The sequence below is a fragment of the Mesorhizobium sp. RCC_202 genome (genome assembly GCF_041355295.1).
Taxonomy (GTDB): Bacteria; Pseudomonadota; Alphaproteobacteria; order Rhizobiales; family Rhizobiaceae; genus Mesorhizobium.
The window spans coordinates 41,337-59,077 of record NZ_JBFUPO010000011.1 but is presented as its reverse complement, the minus strand read 5'-3'; the positions used below and the strand labels follow the sequence as shown (position 1 = coordinate 59,077).

The 17,741-nt window shown below is 61.4% G+C and carries 23 protein-coding genes; 9 read left to right on the top strand and 14 right to left on the bottom strand.

Going from position 1 to position 17,741, the window contains the following annotated elements; all coding sequences use genetic code 11:
- Positions 1 to 11: 11 nt before the first annotated feature.
- Positions 12 to 182 carry a hypothetical protein gene (locus AB6802_RS23760; protein WP_371012623.1) on the bottom strand — a complete coding sequence of 57 codons (171 nt, stop codon included), beginning with the start codon at positions 180 to 182 and terminating at the stop codon, positions 12 to 14.
- 63 nt (positions 183 to 245) lie between these two features.
- Between AB6802_RS23760 and AB6802_RS23755 the strand changes: the two genes are divergently transcribed.
- On the top strand, positions 246 to 713 hold the full coding sequence (locus AB6802_RS23755) for an NUDIX domain-containing protein (RefSeq protein WP_371012622.1): 468 nt from the start codon (positions 246 to 248) through the stop codon (positions 711 to 713).
- Positions 714 to 1,733: 1,020 nt separating this feature from the next.
- Entirely contained in the window at positions 1,734 to 2,654 is a 921-nt protein-coding gene (locus AB6802_RS23750; RefSeq protein WP_371012621.1) for a DUF2971 domain-containing protein, read from the top strand.
- Positions 2,655 to 2,700: 46 nt separating this feature from the next.
- On the opposite strand, the gene AB6802_RS23745 is transcribed toward AB6802_RS23750, so the two are convergent.
- Both AB6802_RS23745 and recO read right to left on the bottom strand, forming a co-directional pair.
- Positions 2,701 to 3,219 (bottom strand): PaaI family thioesterase, encoded by a 519-nt coding sequence (locus AB6802_RS23745; protein WP_371012620.1) that lies wholly within the window; start codon positions 3,217 to 3,219, stop codon positions 2,701 to 2,703.
- Positions 3,216 to 3,989, bottom strand: coding sequence for a DNA repair protein RecO (recO, locus tag AB6802_RS23740; protein ID WP_371012619.1), 774 nt, complete (start codon positions 3,987 to 3,989; stop codon positions 3,216 to 3,218). Before recO ends, AB6802_RS23745 begins: the two co-directional genes overlap by 4 nt.
- Before the next feature lie 95 nt (positions 3,990 to 4,084).
- Between recO and AB6802_RS23735 the strand changes: the two genes are divergently transcribed.
- The 3 genes from AB6802_RS23735 (at position 4,085) to AB6802_RS23725 (ending at position 5,503) form a co-directional block, all read left to right on the top strand.
- Positions 4,085 to 4,363, top strand: coding sequence for a DUF1778 domain-containing protein (locus tag AB6802_RS23735; protein ID WP_371012618.1), 279 nt, complete (start codon positions 4,085 to 4,087; stop codon positions 4,361 to 4,363).
- The gene (locus AB6802_RS23730; protein WP_371012758.1) at positions 4,360 to 4,887 is read left to right on the top strand and encodes a GNAT family N-acetyltransferase; all 528 of its coding nucleotides are present in this window, start codon (positions 4,360 to 4,362) and stop codon (positions 4,885 to 4,887) included. The genes AB6802_RS23735 and AB6802_RS23730 overlap by 4 nt, the downstream gene beginning before the upstream one ends.
- Before the next feature lie 145 nt (positions 4,888 to 5,032).
- Positions 5,033 to 5,503 carry a VOC family protein gene (locus AB6802_RS23725; protein ID WP_371012617.1) on the top strand — a complete coding sequence of 157 codons (471 nt, stop codon included), beginning with the start codon at positions 5,033 to 5,035 and terminating at the stop codon, positions 5,501 to 5,503.
- A gap of 68 nt (positions 5,504 to 5,571) precedes the next feature.
- On the opposite strand, the gene AB6802_RS23720 is transcribed toward AB6802_RS23725, so the two are convergent.
- The 6 genes from AB6802_RS23720 to AB6802_RS23695 all read right to left on the bottom strand — a co-directional run bounded on the left by AB6802_RS23720 (position 5,572) and on the right by AB6802_RS23695 (position 9,912).
- Positions 5,572 to 6,498, bottom strand: coding sequence for an aminoglycoside phosphotransferase family protein (locus AB6802_RS23720; protein ID WP_371012616.1), 927 nt, complete (start codon positions 6,496 to 6,498; stop codon positions 5,572 to 5,574).
- Complete coding sequence (era, locus tag AB6802_RS23715; RefSeq protein WP_371012615.1) at positions 6,452 to 7,384, bottom strand: GTPase Era; 933 nt, start codon at positions 7,382 to 7,384, stop codon at positions 6,452 to 6,454. The genes AB6802_RS23720 and era overlap by 47 nt, the downstream gene beginning before the upstream one ends.
- Complete coding sequence (rnc, locus tag AB6802_RS23710) at positions 7,369 to 8,085, bottom strand: ribonuclease III (RefSeq protein WP_371012614.1); 717 nt, start codon at positions 8,083 to 8,085, stop codon at positions 7,369 to 7,371. Before rnc ends, era begins: the two co-directional genes overlap by 16 nt.
- Positions 8,086 to 8,089: 4 nt before the next feature.
- Positions 8,090 to 8,839 (bottom strand): signal peptidase I, encoded by a 750-nt coding sequence (gene lepB / locus AB6802_RS23705; protein WP_371012613.1) that lies wholly within the window; start codon positions 8,837 to 8,839, stop codon positions 8,090 to 8,092.
- A gap of 78 nt (positions 8,840 to 8,917) precedes the next feature.
- A complete protein-coding gene (gene acpS / locus AB6802_RS23700; RefSeq protein ID WP_371012612.1) occupies positions 8,918 to 9,331 on the bottom strand; it encodes a holo-ACP synthase in 414 nt (137 codons plus the stop codon).
- Positions 9,328 to 9,912, bottom strand: coding sequence for a DUF2062 domain-containing protein (locus AB6802_RS23695; protein ID WP_371012611.1), 585 nt, complete (start codon positions 9,910 to 9,912; stop codon positions 9,328 to 9,330). The genes acpS and AB6802_RS23695 overlap by 4 nt, the downstream gene beginning before the upstream one ends.
- Positions 9,913 to 10,169: 257 nt before the next feature.
- Between AB6802_RS23695 and AB6802_RS23690 the strand changes: the two genes are divergently transcribed.
- Positions 10,170 to 10,643: a GNAT family N-acetyltransferase gene (locus tag AB6802_RS23690; RefSeq protein ID WP_371012610.1), complete on the top strand. Its 474-nt coding sequence runs from the start codon at positions 10,170 to 10,172 to the stop codon at positions 10,641 to 10,643.
- 12 nt (positions 10,644 to 10,655) lie between these two features.
- On the opposite strand, the gene AB6802_RS23685 is transcribed toward AB6802_RS23690, so the two are convergent.
- From AB6802_RS23685 to rpoZ, 4 genes are all read right to left on the bottom strand, one after another.
- Positions 10,656 to 11,036 carry a VOC family protein gene (locus tag AB6802_RS23685; protein WP_371012609.1) on the bottom strand — a complete coding sequence of 127 codons (381 nt, stop codon included), beginning with the start codon at positions 11,034 to 11,036 and terminating at the stop codon, positions 10,656 to 10,658.
- Between the two features lie 13 nt (positions 11,037 to 11,049).
- A complete protein-coding gene (gene pyrE, locus AB6802_RS23680; RefSeq protein WP_371012608.1) occupies positions 11,050 to 11,628 on the bottom strand; it encodes an orotate phosphoribosyltransferase in 579 nt (192 codons plus the stop codon).
- A 100-nt stretch (positions 11,629 to 11,728) separates the two neighbouring features.
- Positions 11,729 to 13,960 (bottom strand): bifunctional (p)ppGpp synthetase/guanosine-3',5'-bis(diphosphate) 3'-pyrophosphohydrolase, encoded by a 2,232-nt coding sequence (locus AB6802_RS23675; RefSeq protein ID WP_371012607.1) that lies wholly within the window; start codon positions 13,958 to 13,960, stop codon positions 11,729 to 11,731.
- A gap of 261 nt (positions 13,961 to 14,221) precedes the next feature.
- Positions 14,222 to 14,623 carry a DNA-directed RNA polymerase subunit omega gene (gene rpoZ / locus AB6802_RS23670; protein WP_371012606.1) on the bottom strand — a complete coding sequence of 134 codons (402 nt, stop codon included), beginning with the start codon at positions 14,621 to 14,623 and terminating at the stop codon, positions 14,222 to 14,224.
- Between the two features lie 305 nt (positions 14,624 to 14,928).
- On the opposite strand from rpoZ, the gene AB6802_RS23665 reads away from it, so the two are divergent.
- On the top strand, positions 14,929 to 15,510 hold the full coding sequence (locus AB6802_RS23665; protein WP_371012605.1) for an NYN domain-containing protein: 582 nt from the start codon (positions 14,929 to 14,931) through the stop codon (positions 15,508 to 15,510).
- 12 nt (positions 15,511 to 15,522) lie between these two features.
- Positions 15,523 to 16,179: a uracil-DNA glycosylase gene (locus tag AB6802_RS23660; protein ID WP_371012604.1), complete on the top strand. Its 657-nt coding sequence runs from the start codon at positions 15,523 to 15,525 to the stop codon at positions 16,177 to 16,179.
- 18 nt (positions 16,180 to 16,197) lie between these two features.
- Here AB6802_RS23660 and AB6802_RS23655 read toward each other — a convergent pair whose 3' ends face one another.
- Positions 16,198 to 16,671, bottom strand: coding sequence for an Lrp/AsnC ligand binding domain-containing protein (locus tag AB6802_RS23655; RefSeq protein WP_371012603.1), 474 nt, complete (start codon positions 16,669 to 16,671; stop codon positions 16,198 to 16,200).
- Positions 16,672 to 16,822: 151 nt separating this feature from the next.
- Between AB6802_RS23655 and AB6802_RS23650 the strand changes: the two genes are divergently transcribed.
- A complete protein-coding gene (locus AB6802_RS23650; protein WP_371012602.1) occupies positions 16,823 to 17,722 on the top strand; it encodes a DMT family transporter in 900 nt (299 codons plus the stop codon).
- The last annotated feature ends 19 nt before the right edge of the window (positions 17,723 to 17,741 follow it).

The following is a 17,741-nucleotide window of genomic DNA, read 5'->3' as shown; positions in this document are numbered from 1 at the left end:
GGCGGTTCCCCTCAAACCGGACCAGTCGTCGCCGACAAATACGGCAATGAGACGGCTATCCAAATCAGCGCCTTGCCGGCCAGCAAGATCGAGCATGTTTCGATGCCGGTTGCCAGCAACTTGCCGGCTTTATCCAATGGCAATGCGCCGGTAGGGTCGCGATTTCCCAATGAAAATGCCAACCATCCGCCGCGAAATACTCGTGCTATTCTCGAACGTATAGGGAAACGCGATGAGGACCACCGATGCCGCAGCGAAGTGCTGGCCTGCTGATCTACCGGCATACCGCCGGTGTCTTCGAATTCCTGCTGGTCCATCCCGGCGGGCCGTTCTGGGCGCGCAAGGATGAAGGCGCATGGTCGATCCCGAAGGGGCTGATCGAAGACGGCGAGGACGAGCTCGACGCTGCCAAGCGCGAGGCGCAGGAGGAGCTCGGCGTCGGCATCGACGGCGATTTCCAGCCTGTCGGCAGCTACAAGCAGCCGGGTGGCAAGATCGTGATTGCCTTCAGCGTCGAGACGGATGTCGACGTCAATGCCGTCAAGAGCAATGTTTTCAGCATGGAATGGCCGCCGAAATCGGGAACCATGAAGGAATTTCCCGAAGTGGACAAAGCAGGTTGGTTTACGCTGCCCGAAGCCGGCCTCAAGATCCTCAAGGGCCAGCTTGCCATTCTCGACGATTTCCTGGAGCGGCGGCGGGGGGCCGATTAGGCGCCGCGCAGTTCATCGCGCCAGATTGCCGGCAGGAAAGATCGAGCAGGTCTCGGTGCCGAAGGCGAGCAGCTTGCCGTTCAGATCCTTCAGCGTCGCTTCCGAAACGGCGAGCGTGCGGCCTTTGTGGATAACCTTGTGAGCGTGGCACTTACCAATTCACTGTACTCTCTTTTGGTACGATGCTGAAACCACCGAATGCCGGTCGCGATCTGAACACTTTCACATCATCGGTGTACCTAGATCGAACCAAGGCTCGAACCGCAGCCAAATCAAGATGGCACAGGGGCCCCAAGACAACCTCCGCCAGTTCCATATTTGCGTTAAAAGGTACGAAATATAGTGGGCCTTCTGGGCTTGCTGCGTTAAGTTCGACAATTACTCTTTGCTCACCCTCATATTCCCAATGCTTGAACTTGGTTTTAACTAGCAGCTCCCTTACCTGTACGGAAAGACCGCCGGGGGATGTCATGTCGAGCTTAAACACTCTACGGCTATCTTCATATTCAACTCTTTGGGCCACCCTCCGGTCAACGTTTAAACCCAGACATATCCCAGAATGCTTCCCGGCGTAATGACTCCATAGTACAGGATCGGTCCAATTGCTGCTGAAACACAAGAGACCATTTTTGGTACTAAATTCTTCCTTGTGCCTTTGGGCCGCCCGCCTCAAACTGACGTCCTTGCAGTTAGCGGAGAGCAATTCGAAAGGGTCATTCAATTCAAAAAACCGAGCTACCTTTAGGCGCTTGAGTGCCAGGTTGCTTATTCCGTATTCGGCGGTTGTCAGGTGATAAACGCGGACAACGTTGTCGCTAGGAGGGCGAACTACCTCGGCGCTGCCCATTTGAGTTCCATATCCAGCGACGTCCCATAAGCGCCGAAAATCTTTATGCATTGGCATTGCGTCATCCTATAAATTCGTTCGTTAACGACGTGGGTTACAGCGCGTTGTCGAATGTGGCATCGCATCGGAACTGCGTAGGTGACTTGTGCGCTAGTTCAGTGTTTAGTCCTTCAATGACCTTTGATGAAACGATTCCAAATATGCCCGGAACGTGGGCGAACAATCGCCTTCATTTCTTTAAATATATGAGCGAATCAACAGCAAAGAAAGTGCTTGAAAATCGCACCCTGCGTTGGTCTACCGCAGCAACGTTAAACGACCCGTTCGAAATGCAGCTTCAGGTTTCCGCAGATGGAATAGATTTTTCTAAGGTCAAACAAGGATCTCTTGAAAAGATATGGAATCTCTATTCGGGATCCGATCCAATTTCAGCGAGAAACCAACTCGGAATTGCTCTAGAAACGCTTAGAATTAGGACTCCAGGATTGCCTAAGGAATACATATTTGACGTGTTTGGGCAAGGATTCGACGAAGGAATTTCTGTTCTTCATGCGAAACTACCAAAGAATCGCAAAGAAATCCTGGCTGAGCTTTCGCCCATAAAAATCCTATCGCTAACAAGCAGCCCCGATATTGGCCTGATGTGGTCTCACTACGCCAACTCACACAAAGGCATTGTTATTCGCTTTAGATCGATACCTGAAATTGACGGTATGTTTGGAATGGCAAAACCGATATTTTATAGCGATATTCGCCCATCTCTGCTAACAGAAGATTACTTGATTAACAGTTTTTCTGGGCAAGATTCAACTAATACGCGGGAGATCACAAATTCAATTATATACACAAAAATGAATTATTGGTCATACGAAAAAGAGTGGCGCATTAGTTTGGGAAACGGCCGCAACAAAGATGCTCCATTCGAGGACTTGCCGTTTGGAATTAACGAAATTGACGGTATTATATTTGGACCGCGTACATCCGGTACCGATCGAGTAGAAATTCGGAAATTGGCTCATTTGTATCCAAGCATTGAATTTATGGAGGCTCGACCCGATCAAGCGGCCGGCAAGGTAGAGATCGTGTTAATCTGAAATCTTGGCGTGCCGTTCTTAACGATTGGACTGGCACTCTGAGCCCTCACCGCGCTGCCAGATTGCCGGCAGGAAAGATCGAGCAAGTCTCGGTCCCGAAGGCGAGCAGCTTGCCGTTCAGATCCTTCAGCGTCGCTTCCGAAACGGCGAGCGTGCGGCCTTTGTGGATCACCTTGCCCTCGCAGATCACCTCGCCGGTCTTCGGCGTGATCGGCCGCGTCAGGTTCACCTTGAATTCGGCTGTGGTGTAAGCCTCGCCCTTGGCAAGCAGCGTCTGCACGGCGCAGGCAAGGGACGAATCGAGCAGCGTCGCCGCCCAGCCGCCATGCACCGTGCCCAGCGGGTTGAGATGGCGCTCGCTCGGCATGCCGCGAAACACCGCGCGGCCCTCCGAGACTTCGGTGAGGGTGAAGTTCAGCTGGAACGAGATCGGCGGCACCGGGTATTTGCCGTCGATGATCCGCTGCAGCAGCTCCAATCCCGAGTATTTCTCGATATCCGCATGCGGAATGGTGCCGACGCCGAGCGGCGAGACCCGGCCGGGATAGATTTCCACTTCGCTCACTGTGCGGTCTCTCCGTTGCTTTGAGCGGCGATCGCCCCTGCCGCGGCATGATGGCGGCGCAGCGCACCAAGGAAGCCGGCGCGGGCATCGGGCGGTTCGAGGCCGCGCGGCTCATAGACGTGGCGGGTGAAGAAGAAGCCGGTCAGCCGGAAAGCGTCTTCCAGCGCCGCCGCATCGGCGCGCAGACCGGCGCCGCGCTGCAGGAAGGCCGGCAGCTTGAGCATCTTGTCATGCCAGGGCTCGCCAGCCCCGCGCGAAACCGCGCGTCCGGATTTCGGCGAGACATAGGCGAGATCCTGCTTGGAGCCGGTAGCCACGCATTCACTGAGGTCGAGGCCGAAGCCGAGCTCGTCGAGGATCAAGAGCTCGAAGCGCGCCACCAGTTCGCCGGCGGCGTCGGCATCGTCGAGATGCGAAATCATCACGGCCAGCGCCTCGTAGAGCCCGCCATGGGCGTCGCGCTCAGGCAGCAGCCTCAGATGCGCGGCCATCGTCTGCAGGCCGTAGACGGCAACCGCGCTGTCCATCAGGCGAGCGGCGTTCATCTCGATCGCCTCGGCCTGGAAAGTGCCGAGATGCTCGTCGAGCCGTGCCCGCCACAGAAGCTCGACGCGGTTGCCGGGCTGCAGCACCGGCTGCTGTTTGCGCGAACGGCCGCCGCGCACCAGGCCGAGATGGCGGCCATGGGCGCGGGTCATCACCTCGAGGATGGCGCTGGTCTCGCCATGCCTGCGGGTGCCGAGAATGATTCCCTCGTCGCGCCATTCCATGGACGGGAGCTATTCACCGGTTGCACGGCGAAATCAAGATTTGCAGTTGTACGCACAGTGTACGTACGCTATATTTGCCGAGAAGGAAAATTGCCATGTCCAAATCAGCCGGCGACAGAACCGAACGCTTCAATATTCGCATTCGGCCCGCGCAAAAGGCGATGATAGCCCGCGCGGCGGCACTATCGAATAAAGACATGACCGATTTCATCCTCGACAAAGTGCTGCCTGAGGCTGAAGCCGTGATCAAGGCTGTCGAGAAGATTGAGGTCTCGGAACGCGACTTCAAGCGAATTCTCGATTTGCTTGAACATCCTCCAAAGCCCAATGCGAAACTGCGCGCCGCCATCGCGGCTCTGCCTGACACGATATAATGCTGCCTGGATGGCAAGAGGAGCCGATCGCGAAATCGCACGACCGTGCCTCCTTCGACTGCGGCGACGAGCGGATGAATGATTTTCTGCGGCGTTTCGCCAGACAGAGCCATGAGCAGAATGCTTCGAAGACATTTTGTGCTGTCGACAAGACAAACCCCAGTCGCATTCTTGGCTTCTATACGATCGCGCCTTCTGCCGTTACACATGAGCAAGTGCCCGCGTCCCTTACAAAGGAGCTCGCCCGGCACGAGGTCTCCGGCTTCAAGCTCGCCCACCTCGCAACCGATCTGGCCATGGCCGGACAAGGGCTCGGTGGCCAGCTTCTCGCGGCGGCGGCCTTGCGTTGTCTGCGGGTCGCTGCCGAGGGCGGCGGCCTGCTACTGATCATCGACGCCAAGAACGAACGTGCTGCGAATTGGTATCGCGGATACGGCGCCGAGTCGCTCTCGTTGCAGCCGCTGACCCTCGTCATGCCGCTGGCGACCTTCGCTGCCGATCTTAGGGCAAAGGGCTTGCTATAGATCAGGCTCATCACCAATCGATCCGTCGGAAGCGGCGCGACAAAGCTCGGCACGAAGCGAAATGCTCGGCATATTCCGCGTCGCGTTCTGGAACCGGAGCGAGTGGGCCCGTGTTTAGGGAACACGAGCATCGATGAGCCCGGCAATGACACTGCGACCCTCCCGGTATCTAAACGCCGTCGTTCCGCACATCTATGTCCGGGACGCCGCCGGAGCCGTGGCCTTCTACACCAGGGCTTTCGGTGCCGAAGAGCTTTTGCGCATCGCGGCACCGGACGGGCGGATCATCCACAGCGAGCTTGTTATCTGCGATGCAACGGTAATGTTGGGCGATCCAACCAGTCAGCTCTACGGCGAGCCGCGGCAACTCGGAGCCTGCACGGCGGGCCTGCATCTGATGGTGGACGACAATGCGGGAATTCTGGCTCGTGCGGTAGCGGCAGGTTGCGAGCAGGTTCAGCCGCCAACGGACATGTTTTACGGCGCGAACTCCGCCAGCGTGCGCGACCCGTTCGGCCATGTCTGGGTACTACTGACATGGAAAGAAGACGTGTCGCCGGCCGAAATGGAGCGCCGCGGCAAGGCCGCCCTGGGTGGCGGGAACCCTGGGGCATGATCCCGAAGAGTTGCGGACTTTTCGGCGAAGATCATTGCTCAAAGCAAAATCGCAGAGTGAGATGGCCATTACGCCCAGCGGCAGTGATCGGCGATTACCTCGTCGATCACGCGGCGCTGCCTTTCCGCTTCGACCTGGTTGGCGTCATGTCCTGCGACCGTGATCATCGCCTTCCACAGCGTCCAGCCGCGGCCGCGCGCCCATGTCGCGTCATCGACGGCGATGCGCTTGCGAAAGACTTCCCGGCTATCGCCTTCGAAGAACGTCCATGTGATCGCGAGGTCGCAGGATGGGTCGCCGACACCGGACGTGCCGAAATCGATAACGGCGCTTAAATCGCCATCCGCGACCAGGAGGTTGCCCCAGGCGACGTCGCCATGGAACCAGACGGGCGAACCGTGCCAGGTGGCGGCAAGCGCTGCTTCCCAGACGGTGGTTGCGGCCTGTGTGTCGACCTGGCCTTTGAGCGCGGCGATCGCTTGCCGCGCCTCGCCGTCATAGACGGCCAAAGGACCGCCTCGGTAGAAATTGTGCTGGCCCGACCCTGGGCCGTCCGCCGGATCGATGCCCCTCAGCGCAACCAGGAATTCGGCCAGCGCGATGGCAAACGCGCGAAGATCCGTGATGTGCGCTGTCTTTGCCGTCTCGCCGTCGATCCAGCGATAGACCGACCAATGCCAGGCGTAGCCTTGCGCCGGCTCACCCATCGCCAGCGGCGTCGGAATCGGCAATGGCAAAAGCGGCGCAAGCCTGGGCAGCCAGCGGTGTTCCTTTTCGACCTGCAGCGAATAGGGCGCGGCGCTCGGCAGGCGTACCGTCATCTCGTCGCCGAGATGAAAGGTGCGGTTATCCCAGCCGCCGAACGCGACCGGGCTCACCGGCAAATGCCGCCATTGCGGAAACTGCGCCGCTACCAGCCGGCGCGCGAGGTCGGCGTCGATGTTGACGCTAATGGGGAAACTCCAGGCCCATCTCGCGGTAGCGCTCGGGGTCATCGCCCCAGTTCTCGCGCACCTTGACGAACAGGAAGAGGTGCACCTTCTGCTCGAGAATGCCGGCAATCTCCATGCGCGCGGCCTGGCCGATGGCGCGGATCGTCTCGCCCTTGTGGCCGAGCACGATCTTCTTCTGGCTGTCGCGCTCGACATAAATGACCTGCTCGATGCGCACCGAGCCGTCCTTCTTCTCTTCCCATTTCTCGGTCTCGATATGCGAGGAATAGGGAAGCTCCTGATGCAGCCTCAGATAAAGCTTTTCGCGGGTGATCTCGGCCGCCAGCTGGCGCATTGGCAGGTCGGATATCTGGTCTTCGGGATAGTACCAGGGGCCGGCCGGCAGGGTTTCGGCCAGATAGTCGAGCAGATCCTTGCAGCCGGAGCCGGTCAGCGCCGAGACCATGAAGGTGCGCTTGAACGGTACGCGCTCATTCGCTGTCGCAGCCAGCGCCAGCAGCGTCTCCGGCTTGACGCGGTCGACCTTGTTGAGGACCAGAAGCATCGGCTGGCGAACGTCCTTCAGCCGGTCGAGGATGGCGTCGGCGTCGCCCCTGATGCCGCGCTCGGCATCGATCAGCAGCACCACGACGTCGGCATCCTTGGCGCCGCCCCAGGCGGTCGTCACCATCGCGGTGTCGAGCCGGCGCTTCGGCTTGAAGATACCGGGCGTGTCGACGAAGACGATCTGCGCGCGCTCATGCGTGGCGATGCCGCGCACGATGGCGCGGGTGGTCTGCACCTTATGCGTAACGATCGACACCTTGGCGCCGACCAGTTGGTTGATCAGCGTCGACTTGCCGGCATTGGGCGCGCCGATCAGCGCGACGAAGCCGGAGTGCGTTGGGGTAGTTTCGGTGGATTCGATTTCTGTCATGCCGCGCTCCATACGCCTTCGCGCAGCAAAAGGGCAGACGCCGCCGCTTGTTCCGCCTCGCGCTTGGAGCGGCCGCTGCCGATCGCCGGGGCAAAAGCGCCGACAGTGACGCTGACGGTGAACAGCGGATCGTGATCCGGCCCCTCGCGGCCGTCGACCCGATAGGCGGGAACCGCGCCGGCAGCCGCCTGATGCGCCCATTCCTGCAATTCGGTCTTGGCATCGCGCCGCGCCGCGCCGATCGCTTGCGAGCGCGGCTGCCAATAGCGATGGATGAACGCGCGGGCAATCTCAAGGCCGCCATCCAGATAGAGCACGGCAATCAGCGATTCCAGCGCGTCGGCGCGCAGGTTGGTGCGCTTGCGGCCTTCGAGGTTGCGCACATCGGAGCCGGCGCGGACCAAGTCCGGCAGGCCGATCTCCTGTGCGATCTCGGACAACGCCTCGGCATTGACCAGCGCGTTGAGGCGCAGCGACAGCTCGCCCTCGGCCGCATCGGGAAAGGCGGCAAGCAGCATGTCGGCCACAATGAGGCCGAGAACCCGGTCGCCCAGGAACTCGAAGCGCTCATAGTCGATGCCGGCATGGGTCGAGCGCGCGCTGGCGTGGGTCAGCGCCCGTTGCAGGCGCTGGCGATCGGTGAAGGCGTGGCCGGTGCGCTCGACAAGCGCTTCGGCGAGAGCATCGGCGGTCAGACGCTTGGTTGCCGCCATGACCTTAGTGGACGAAATTGAACAGGCGCCCGGCGCGCATCTCCGACGGCCACTTCCAGACTTCGAGCGGGCTGGCGCCGCCGGCGATCGAGAAGAAGATGACGTTGGCGCGGCCGACGAGATTCTCGGCGGGGACGAAGCCGACGGTGAAGCGGCTGTCGGAGGAATTGTCGCGGTTGTCGCCCATCATGAAATAATGGCCGGCCGGCACGGTCCACTCTCGCGTATCGTCGCCGATCGAATTCGGCGTCAGGTCGAGCGTGTCATAGCTGACGCCATTGGGCAGCGTCTCGCGATAGACATCGACGGGACGGTCGACCTCGGTGACATCGGGGTTGTCGATCTGGCCGGTTTTCACGCGCGGCACACCGACGTCGTTGATGAAGAGCTGGCCGCTCTTCATCTGGATCTTGTCGCCGGGCAGGCCGACGACGCGCTTGATGTAGTCGATCGACGGATCCGGCGGGAACTTGAACACGACGACATCGCCGCGCTTGGGTTCCGAGCCCCAGATGCGGCCGGAGAACAGGTTCGGGCCGAACGGCAGCGAGTAACGCGAATAGCCGTAAGCCCATTTGGTAACGAACAGATAGTCGCCCTCGAGCAGCGTCGGCCGCATCGAACCGGACGGAATGGAGAATGGCTGGAAGAGCAGCGTACGGATGACGAGCGCGAGCAGCAGCGCCTGGATGATGACGGAGAAGGTCTCGCCAAGCCCGCCGGATTTCTTCTCTGATTTTTCAGCCACGCTCATGTCGTCCTCGATTGTGCGTTCGTTCTATAGAGTCTCGGCACGCGCTGGGCAACGTCATGCCGTCGTGGTCAGAGGGAATCAATGTGGCGCTTGTTCGACCGGCACCGCCTCGATGATCACAAAGGCTTGAGCAAGCGGAAAATCATCGGTGATGGTGAGGTGAATGAGCGCGCGATGGCCCTTGGGCAAGATTTTTTCCAGCCGCACGGCGGCGCCGCCGGTCAGCGCCATGGTCGGCGCGCCGCTGGCCAGGTTGATCACGCCCATGTCGCGCCAGAACACGCCCTCGGCCATGCCGGTGCCGAGCGCCTTGGCGCAGGCCTCCTTGGCGGCGAAGCGCTTGGCATAGGAAGCCCCGCGCGCCGCGCGTTTCTCGGACTTCGCCTGCTCGACCTCGGTATAGATGCGCTGGACAAAGCGCTGGCCGTGGCGTTCCAGCGACTTTTCGATGCGTCTGATGTCGATCAAATCGCTGCCGATGCCGATGATCATTGCGCCGGCACTTCCCGCCCGCCATGCCTGGCTTTTTCGGCCCGCTCGGCCATGCGTTTCTTGCGCCGTTCGCGAAACACCGTCATGCCCCAGCGGGTGATGCCATAAAAGACAAGTCCGAAGACCAGGCCGAGCGGCACCGCGCCGATCAGCATCGGTTCCAGCACCGGATGCCACAGTTTGGCGAAGGAGAGCTTGTGCATCATTTCGCCGAGATGCTCGGGCGGCCCGTGTTTGGGCAGGCGCTCATGCAAAATCAGCTTGCCGGTCTCCCACGACGCGCCCCACAGCAGCGGGAAGGTCAGCGGATTGCCGAAGAACACCGCGCCGAGTGCGGCCGCCACCAGATTGCCGGCAATGATCCAGCAAAGCACCGCGGCAACCACGAAATGGAAGCCAAGCGGAAAGAAAGAGGCAAAGACACCCGCGGCGACGCCGGCGGCGACGGAGTGCGGCGTCGCCTTCAGCCGCAGGATGCGCTTGGAGAAATATTGCACGGAACGTGAGAACGAGCGGCGCGGCCAAAGATAAGTACGCACCCGCTCAATCAAGCCGTCAGGCTTTCGGCGTCGAAAAAGCACTCTGTTCCAGTTCCCGGTCCAACACCCGCCGGCTTGCCACTTGGGCCAGCCATGGATCCACATCTTGCGCTTCGAGGGCGCAGAAAGGCAATAACGACTTTGATATAGCGACGGCGCGGCCGCGCTACAACGAAACGCCGCCGCGATGGTCTGCCGCAGGCGGTAACAACACCGTCATTCTGGCGAAACTGAGGAAAGGACCGGGATACCAGCTTATGATCACCATTCGACCCGCACGGCCCGACGATGCCGAAGCATTGCCCGCCATCGAGCAATCGGCTGGACTAGCGTTCCGCGCCATCCCCGAATTGGCCTGGCTTGCCGACGGCGACAATGCCAGCCCGGAGCAGCACCGCGCGCTGATCGCCGGAGGCGCGTGCTTTGTCGCGGTCGATGATCAGGACCGACCGATAGGGTTCCTTAATGCCGCTATCGAGGGCGATGCGCTGCATATCTGGGAGGTTGACGTGTGCCTCGACCGACAAGGTTCGGGCATCGGCCGCGCTCTGGTCGAACAAGCGATCGAGGGCGCCAGGCAGCGCGGGCTCGCGGCGCTCACGCTGACCACGTTTCGCGAAATTGCCTGGAGTGCGCCCTTTTATGAGACATGCGGATTTCGCATCCTGGAAGCGGCAGAGCTCGACCCGCGGCTGGCTGGACTGATGCGCGACGAAGCGGCGCGCGGCCTGCCGGCAGAGCGGCGCTGCGCCATGCGGCTTTCGCTCACGTGACTTTTTGGGCAGCTACTTCAAATATTCGCTGACCTCGACCAGATTGTGGTCGGGATCGCGGAAATAGACCGACATCATCCTGCCTCGTGCGCCTGTGCGCTCGACCGGGCCGACTTCGATCGCGACGCCATTGGCTTCGAGGCTGGCCTGGACCTCGGCTAGCGGCACCGCGGCAACCAGGCAAAAATCACCGGAGCCCGGCGTGGGTGCCTTCGCCTTTGGTTCGAAGGTGCGGCCGACTTCGTGTAAATTGATCTTCTGGGATCCGAACAATAGCGCCGTCGGCCGGTTCGGCTCATCCAACCGCCGCATGCCAAGCACACGTCGGTAGAAGTCGCAACTCGCCTCGACCGAGCCGACCGTCAGCACGAAATGATCAATGCCGGCGATCATCTCCCTTGGAACCTCAAATGTTGCGGCTGCCTGGCTTAACGGCCGGAATGGCGGCGAGTTCCGGCGGCAGGCGGTCGGCGGGGTAGGCCGGCACTTCATATTCGGCGAGCGCGATCAGCGGCACGCCGACATCGGTCTTGCCGGCCGAGCGGTCGATGATGCAGGCGGCGGCCACCACCTCGGCGCCAAGCTCGCGCAGGCAGTCGATGGTCTCGCGGATCGAGAGGCCGGTGGTGACGATGTCCTCGACGATGACGACGCGCGACCCTTCGGCGATCTCGAAGCGGCGCAGCCGGAACTCGCCCCCTTCCCGCTCGACCCAGATCGCCGGCACGCCGAGATGGCGCGAGGTCTCGTAGGCCGGGATCAGGCCGCCGATCGCCGGGCCGACGACATAGTCGATCCTGCCCGGCACCGCCTTGCGGATCTTTTCAGCCAGCGCCTTGCACAGACGCTCGGTCTTGTCGGCATGCATGAAGACGCGGGCCTTCTGCAGGAAGATCGGGCTGCGCAGGCCCGATGTCAGGATGAAATGCCCTTCGAGCACGGCGCCGGCCTCGCGGAAAATGCCCAGCACTTCATCGGTGTTCATTGTTCGCTCCATGTCGGTGTAGTCAGTAGTGAATAGTGAGTAGTGAAAGAAGGGCCGCTCACTACTCACTACTCACTACTCACTACTGACTACTCACTACTCACCCGTTCACGCGCCGCGCATCGCTGACGCTCGAATTGTCCTTCAGCTGCGACAGCAGCCGGTTGAGATGTTTCAGGTCCCATACTTCGAGGTCGATCAGCATCTCGGTGAAATCGGGCGCGGTGCGCACCATCGATAGCATGTGGATGTTGGCATCGTTGGAAGCGACGACCTGCGCGATGTCGGCCAACGAACCCGGCGCATTGATGGCGGTGACCGAAATGCGCGCCGGAAAACGCTCCTTGGTCTGCTCGTCGATATCCCAGCGCACGTCGATCCAGCGCTCCGGCTGGTCGTCGAAGGCCTGCAGCGCCGGCGATTGGATCGGATAGATGGTGATGCCGGTGCCCGGCTGGACAATGCCGACGATGCGGTCGCCGGGCACAGCCCCTTCCGGCGCGAAGCGCACCGGCAGGTCGCCGCGCACGCCGCGGATCGGCACCGCGCCATCGCGCGGCTGGTCCTTGTCCTTGCGCGCGGCGCGCGTGCCGGGCATCTGGAACAGCATGCCGGCGGCGTTGCGGATCTTCGACCAGCCCTCCTCGCGCTGCTTGGGGGCGCTGACGGTGACGCGCTCGTCCTTATAGTCGGGGAAGACCGCCTTCATGACGTCGCTCGAGGCGAGCTCGCCGCGCCCGACCGAGGCCAGCACATCCTCGATGTCCTTGCGCGCCAGCCGATGCAGCACCGGCTTCAGGCTTTCCTTGGTGAAGGTCTTGCCGGCGCGCTCGAAGGCGCGCTCCAGGATGCGGGCGCCAAGGCCCGAATATTGCTTGCGGATGGCGTTCTTGGTGGCGCGGCGGATGGCGGCGCGCGCCTTGCCGGTGACGACCACGGACTCCCAGGCGGCGGGCGGCACCTGCGCCTTGGAGCGGATGATCTCGACCTCGTCGCCGTTCTTCAGTTCCGTCATCAGCGGCATGATGCGGCCGTTGACCTTGGCGCCGACGCAGGTGTCGCCGACATCGGTGTGGACGGCATAGGCGAAGTCGATCGGGGTCGCGCCGCGCGGCAGCGCGATCAGCATGCCCTTGGGCGTGAAGCAGAACACCTGGTCCTGGAACAGCTCCAGCTTGGTGTTTTCGAGGAAATCCTCCGGATTGTCGCCCTCGGCAAGCTGCTCGATGGTGCGCCGCAGCCAGGCATAGGCGTTGGTTTCCTTGGAGATCGAATGGGTGACGCCATTCGTCTTGCCGCCGGCGTCCTTGTAGATCGAATGCGCGGCTACGCCGTATTCGGCGATTTTGTTCATTTCCCTGGTGCGGATCTGCAGTTCGACACGCTGGCGCGACGGGCCGACGATTGTGGTGTGGATGGAACGGTAGTCGTTCTGCTTCGGCGTCGAGATGTAATCCTTGAAGCGTCCGGGCACCATCGACCAGGCGGTGTGGATAGCGCCAAGCGCGCGGTAGCAGTCCTCGACGGTGTCGACGACGACGCGAAAACCGAAAATGTCGGAAAGCTGCTCGAAGGAGAGCGCCTTGGCCTCCATCTTGCGGAACACCGACCACGGCTTCTTCTGCCGGCTCTTCACGCTTGCCTTGATGGCGTGTTTTTCAAACAGGCCCGAAAGCGCCGTCTCGATCTCCTGCAGAACGCCCTTGTTGCGCTCGAATATCTCGGCAAGGCGAGCCGTGACGGCGCGATAGGCTTCCGGATTGATGTAGCGGAAGGCGATCTCTTCCAGCTCCTCGCGCATGCCTTGCATGCCCATGCGCCCGGCCAAGGGCGCATAGATGTCCATCGTTTCCTCGGCGATGCGCAGGCGCTTGGCCTCCGGCATATGGTCGAGGGTGCGCATGTTGTGCAGGCGGTCGGCGAGCTTGACCAGAAGCACGCGTACATCCTCGGAGATCGCCAGCAACAGCTTGCGCAGGTTTTCCGCCTGCTCGGCCTTCTTGGAGACGAGGTCGAGCTTCTTAAGCTTGGTCAGGCCTTCGACCAGCTTGCCCATTTCGGGGCCGAACAATTCGTCGATCTCGGCCCTGGTCGCGGTCGTGTCCTCGATCGTGTCATGCAAGAGGGCAACGGCGATCGTCGCCTCGTCCATGTGCATGTCGGTGAGGATGGCGGCGACCTCGAGCGGATGCGAGAAAAAGGGATCGCCGGACGCTCGCTTCTGATGGCCATGCTTTTGCATGGCGTAGACGTAGGCCTTGTTGAGCAGCGCCTCGTTGACGTCAGGCTTGTAGCGCTGCACGCGCTCGACAAGCTCATACTGACGCATCATGGGCGGGATCTCGCGGTGCTGAAATGATTGATGCGCCGCACAGCCATGCGACGCATCCCATAGATAGCCACGAAACTTACCAGACGGAAGTGCCCGATGCTTGATCCAGGCACGTTCCGCGAAGAGCTTTTCAGAATTCGCTCAGCCGAGTTGCATGGTGTGGTTTTCGAGAACCGGAGCGGAGCGGACATCAGGTCCGTGAGTACCGGAAGCGCAGAAAACCGCGCCAGGCGGCCGGCTGAGTAGAATAATCAAAAGCTCTTAGTAGTCGTCGCTCTTTTCCGGCGGTACCAGACCTTCGATGCCGGCGAGGAGGTCTTCCTCGGTCATGCGGTCGAAGGTGATGTTTTCCTCGGCGTCGTCGGTATCGGCGGCAACGGCGGGGACGCCGGTCTGATCGGCGATCGCCTCGCCTTCGGCTTCCGGCTCGTCGACCTCGACATGCTTCTGCAGCGAGTGGATCAGGTCTTCCTTGAGGTCGTCGGGTGACAGCGTCTCGTCGGCGATCTCGCGCAGCGCAATGACCGGGTTCTTGTCATTGTCGCGCGGAACAGTGATCTGGGCGCCCTGGCTGATCTGGCGGGCGCGGTGGCCGGCGAGCAGCACGAGCTCGAAACGGTTATCGACCTTGTCGATGCAATCTTCAACGGTTACGCGGGCCATGGACTGCCCCTTTCATGCGATGGATTTGATGGAAAGCTGGCGCGCTCCATAACGCGGACGCCAGCGAAATACAAGCTTTATGGCGCCGGCCTTCCGCTCGCGAAGCTTGCCGGGCTCAATATCGCGCGCCGCGCTATGATCCTGTTCACATAGTGGCGATCACATTTGCTTGCAATTGGCGACCGCGCCCTTGGATATCCATGAATCTCGCGTTATTTCGGATAGGACGGTACCAAGGCTCATTTGTCGGACCCATTCGTCAAACGCTTTTAGACGACAGACATTTTCGAAAGGGACATTTTTGCATGTTCGATCCCCGTGAAAAGATCGCTCTTTTCATCGACGGCGCCAATCTTTACGCCACCTCGCGAGCGCTGGGCTTCGACATCGACTACCGCAAGCTTTTGTCGAGCTTCCAGAAGCGCGGCTATCTTCTGCGCGCCTATTACTACACCGCGCTGGTCGAGGATCAGGAATATTCCTCGATCCGGCCGCTGATCGACTGGCTGGACTATAACGGCTTCAAGGTGGTGACCAAACCCGCCAAGGAGTTCACCGACTCGACCGGCCGTCGCAAGATCAAGGGCAATATGGACATCGAGCTTACCGTCGATGCGCTGGAGCTTGCCGATGTCGTCGACCATTATGTGATCTTCTCCGGCGACGGCGACTTCCGCACTTTGGTCGAGGCGCTGCAGCGGCGCGGCCGCAAGGTGTCGATCATCTCGACCATGGCCTCGCAGCCGCCGATGATTTCAGACGATCTGCGCCGCCAGGCCGACCATTTCATCGACCTGATGACGCTGAAGAGCGATATCGGCCGCGATCCGTCGGAACGGCCGGTGCGCCGGCCCGAACCCGCAGAGGTCGATGAGGACGATTATTGACGGGCGGCGGCCTTGACCGCCGCGCCCTCCCCCGAACCTGACCGCGACTGCCCGCTTTGCCCGCGGCTGCATGATTTCATCGCCAGCTGGCGCGAGCGTGAGCCAAGCTGGTTCAACGCGCCGGTGCCGAGCTTCCTGCCGCCCGAAGGCGAAGCGTCGGTCCGGCTGCTGATCGTCGGGCTGGCGCCCGGCCTGCGCGGCGCCAACCGTACCGGGCGCCCGTTCACCGGCGATTATGCCGGCGACCTGCTCTACGGCACGATGATCGCGCATGGTTTTGCACGCGGTGTGTTCAAGGCGCGGCCCGATGATGGACTTCAGCTTGTCGGCACGGCGATCACCAACGCGGTGCGCTGCGTGCCGCCGGAAAACAAGCCGGTCGGCGCCGAAATCACCACGTGCCGGACGTTCCTGAAGCCCACCATTGCGCGCTTTCCCAATTTGCGCGCCATCCTGACGCTGGGCTCGATCGCGCATCAGTCGACGGTGCGGGCGCTGGGCGAGCGCGTCGCCGCCATTCCGTTCCGGCATGGCGGGCGGCAACAAGCCGGCGGCATCGCGCTGTTTTCCAGCTATCACTGCTCGCGCTACAACACCAATACCGGCGTGCTGACGGAAGCGATGTTTGTGAGTGTGTTCAGGGAAATCGCCGCTTTCCTGCAACGCTGACATGGCGGCCGGCCGACCCTATACGGGCAGCAGCGCGTCGGGCTTCACGTCGGCGATCGACGCATAGGTGTGGGTCTCGCGCACGCCTGGAAGCGGCAGGATCACGCGCTTGAGAAAACCCTGATAGGCGGCCATTTCCGAAATGCGCGCCTTGACCAGATAGTCGAAGCCGCCGACGACCATATGGCACTCCAGCACTTCCGGCGCCTTGGCGACCGCCTCGGCGAAGCGGTCGAAAACATGCGGCGCCGTCTGATCGAGCCTGACCTCGATGAAGACCAGCGTGCCGCGGCCGATCTTTGCCGGATCGAGCACTGCCCTGACCGCGGTGATGAACCCTTCGCGAAACAAGCGCTTCACCCGCTGGCTGGCGCCGGTCGGCGACAGCCCGACACGGGTGGCGAGATCAAGTGTGGTGCGGCGCCCGTCCTCTTGCAGCAGCCGAAGAAGGCTGCGGTCGATCGTGTCGAGATCGCTTGCTTCAGGATTCACGGTCGAATCGCCTCTTCCCGGTGAATTTCACTTAGTTGACTGCAAAATAGCGTATTTCATCGCCTTTTTTTCGGCAATAGCTTGCGACCATCACAGTAGATTCTCAGGCGCAATTGGTCTCGAACAGCGATCGCGTGGCAGGCAAATGAGCATGACGGAAGACAGAAGCGCAAAGGCGGCAATTGTCGCGGGGCTGGCGATGATCGGCATCTACGCCGTGCAATTTGTCGCCGCCCGCTTCAGCCTGAGGGAGCATTTTACGGCGAGCGACCTCACGGTTCTGCGCTTTGGTGGCGCCGGCGTGGCGTTGCTGCCCTTCGTCTGGCGAGGCGGGCTGACCGTCGTGAAGACCTTGCCTTGGCCGCAAGCCCTGGCGCTGGCGGCATTGGCCGGGTTGCCCTATCCGATCATCATCAATTGGGGGCTGACTTATGCGCCGGCGGCCCATGGCGCGGCGCTGTGCCCGGCTTCGATCGTCTTCTTCTCGTTCCTGCTGGCGCAGGTCACAGGTGTCGACAAACCCACTCGACAACGTGGCATCGGCGTTGCCGCCGTCGTTGCCGGGCTGGTGCTGTTCATCTCACCCACTCAATCCAGCGGCGCCGTGAAGAACGTGTTGTTCGGTGATCTTCTGTTCGTCGGGTCGGGCGCGATGTTTGCCGCCTATGCGGCGCTGATACGGCGATGGCGCGTGGCTCCGGTTGCGGCGACATCCGCGGTGGTGCTGCTGTCATGCCTGCCGCTGCCGCTTTTGTATGTCTTTGCGCCAAGCGGCCTTCATGCCGCGGCAGCCACCGAGATCGTCAGCCAGATCGTCATCCAAGGCTTCCTGGCCGGTGCAGCCGCCATGTTCCTTTACACTTATATCGTGCGGCAACTCGGTTCGCAGACGGCATCCTTGTTCATGCCTTGCGTGCCGATCGTCACCGTCATGATCGGCATCGGCGTGCTTGGCGAGATGCCGACGGTCGCCCAGTTCGCCGCCATCGTGATCATGGCGGCGGGGATGGCCCTGACGGCGTTGGCCAGACCTATGGCGGAGGCCGCCTGACCGCGGATCATGCGACGCC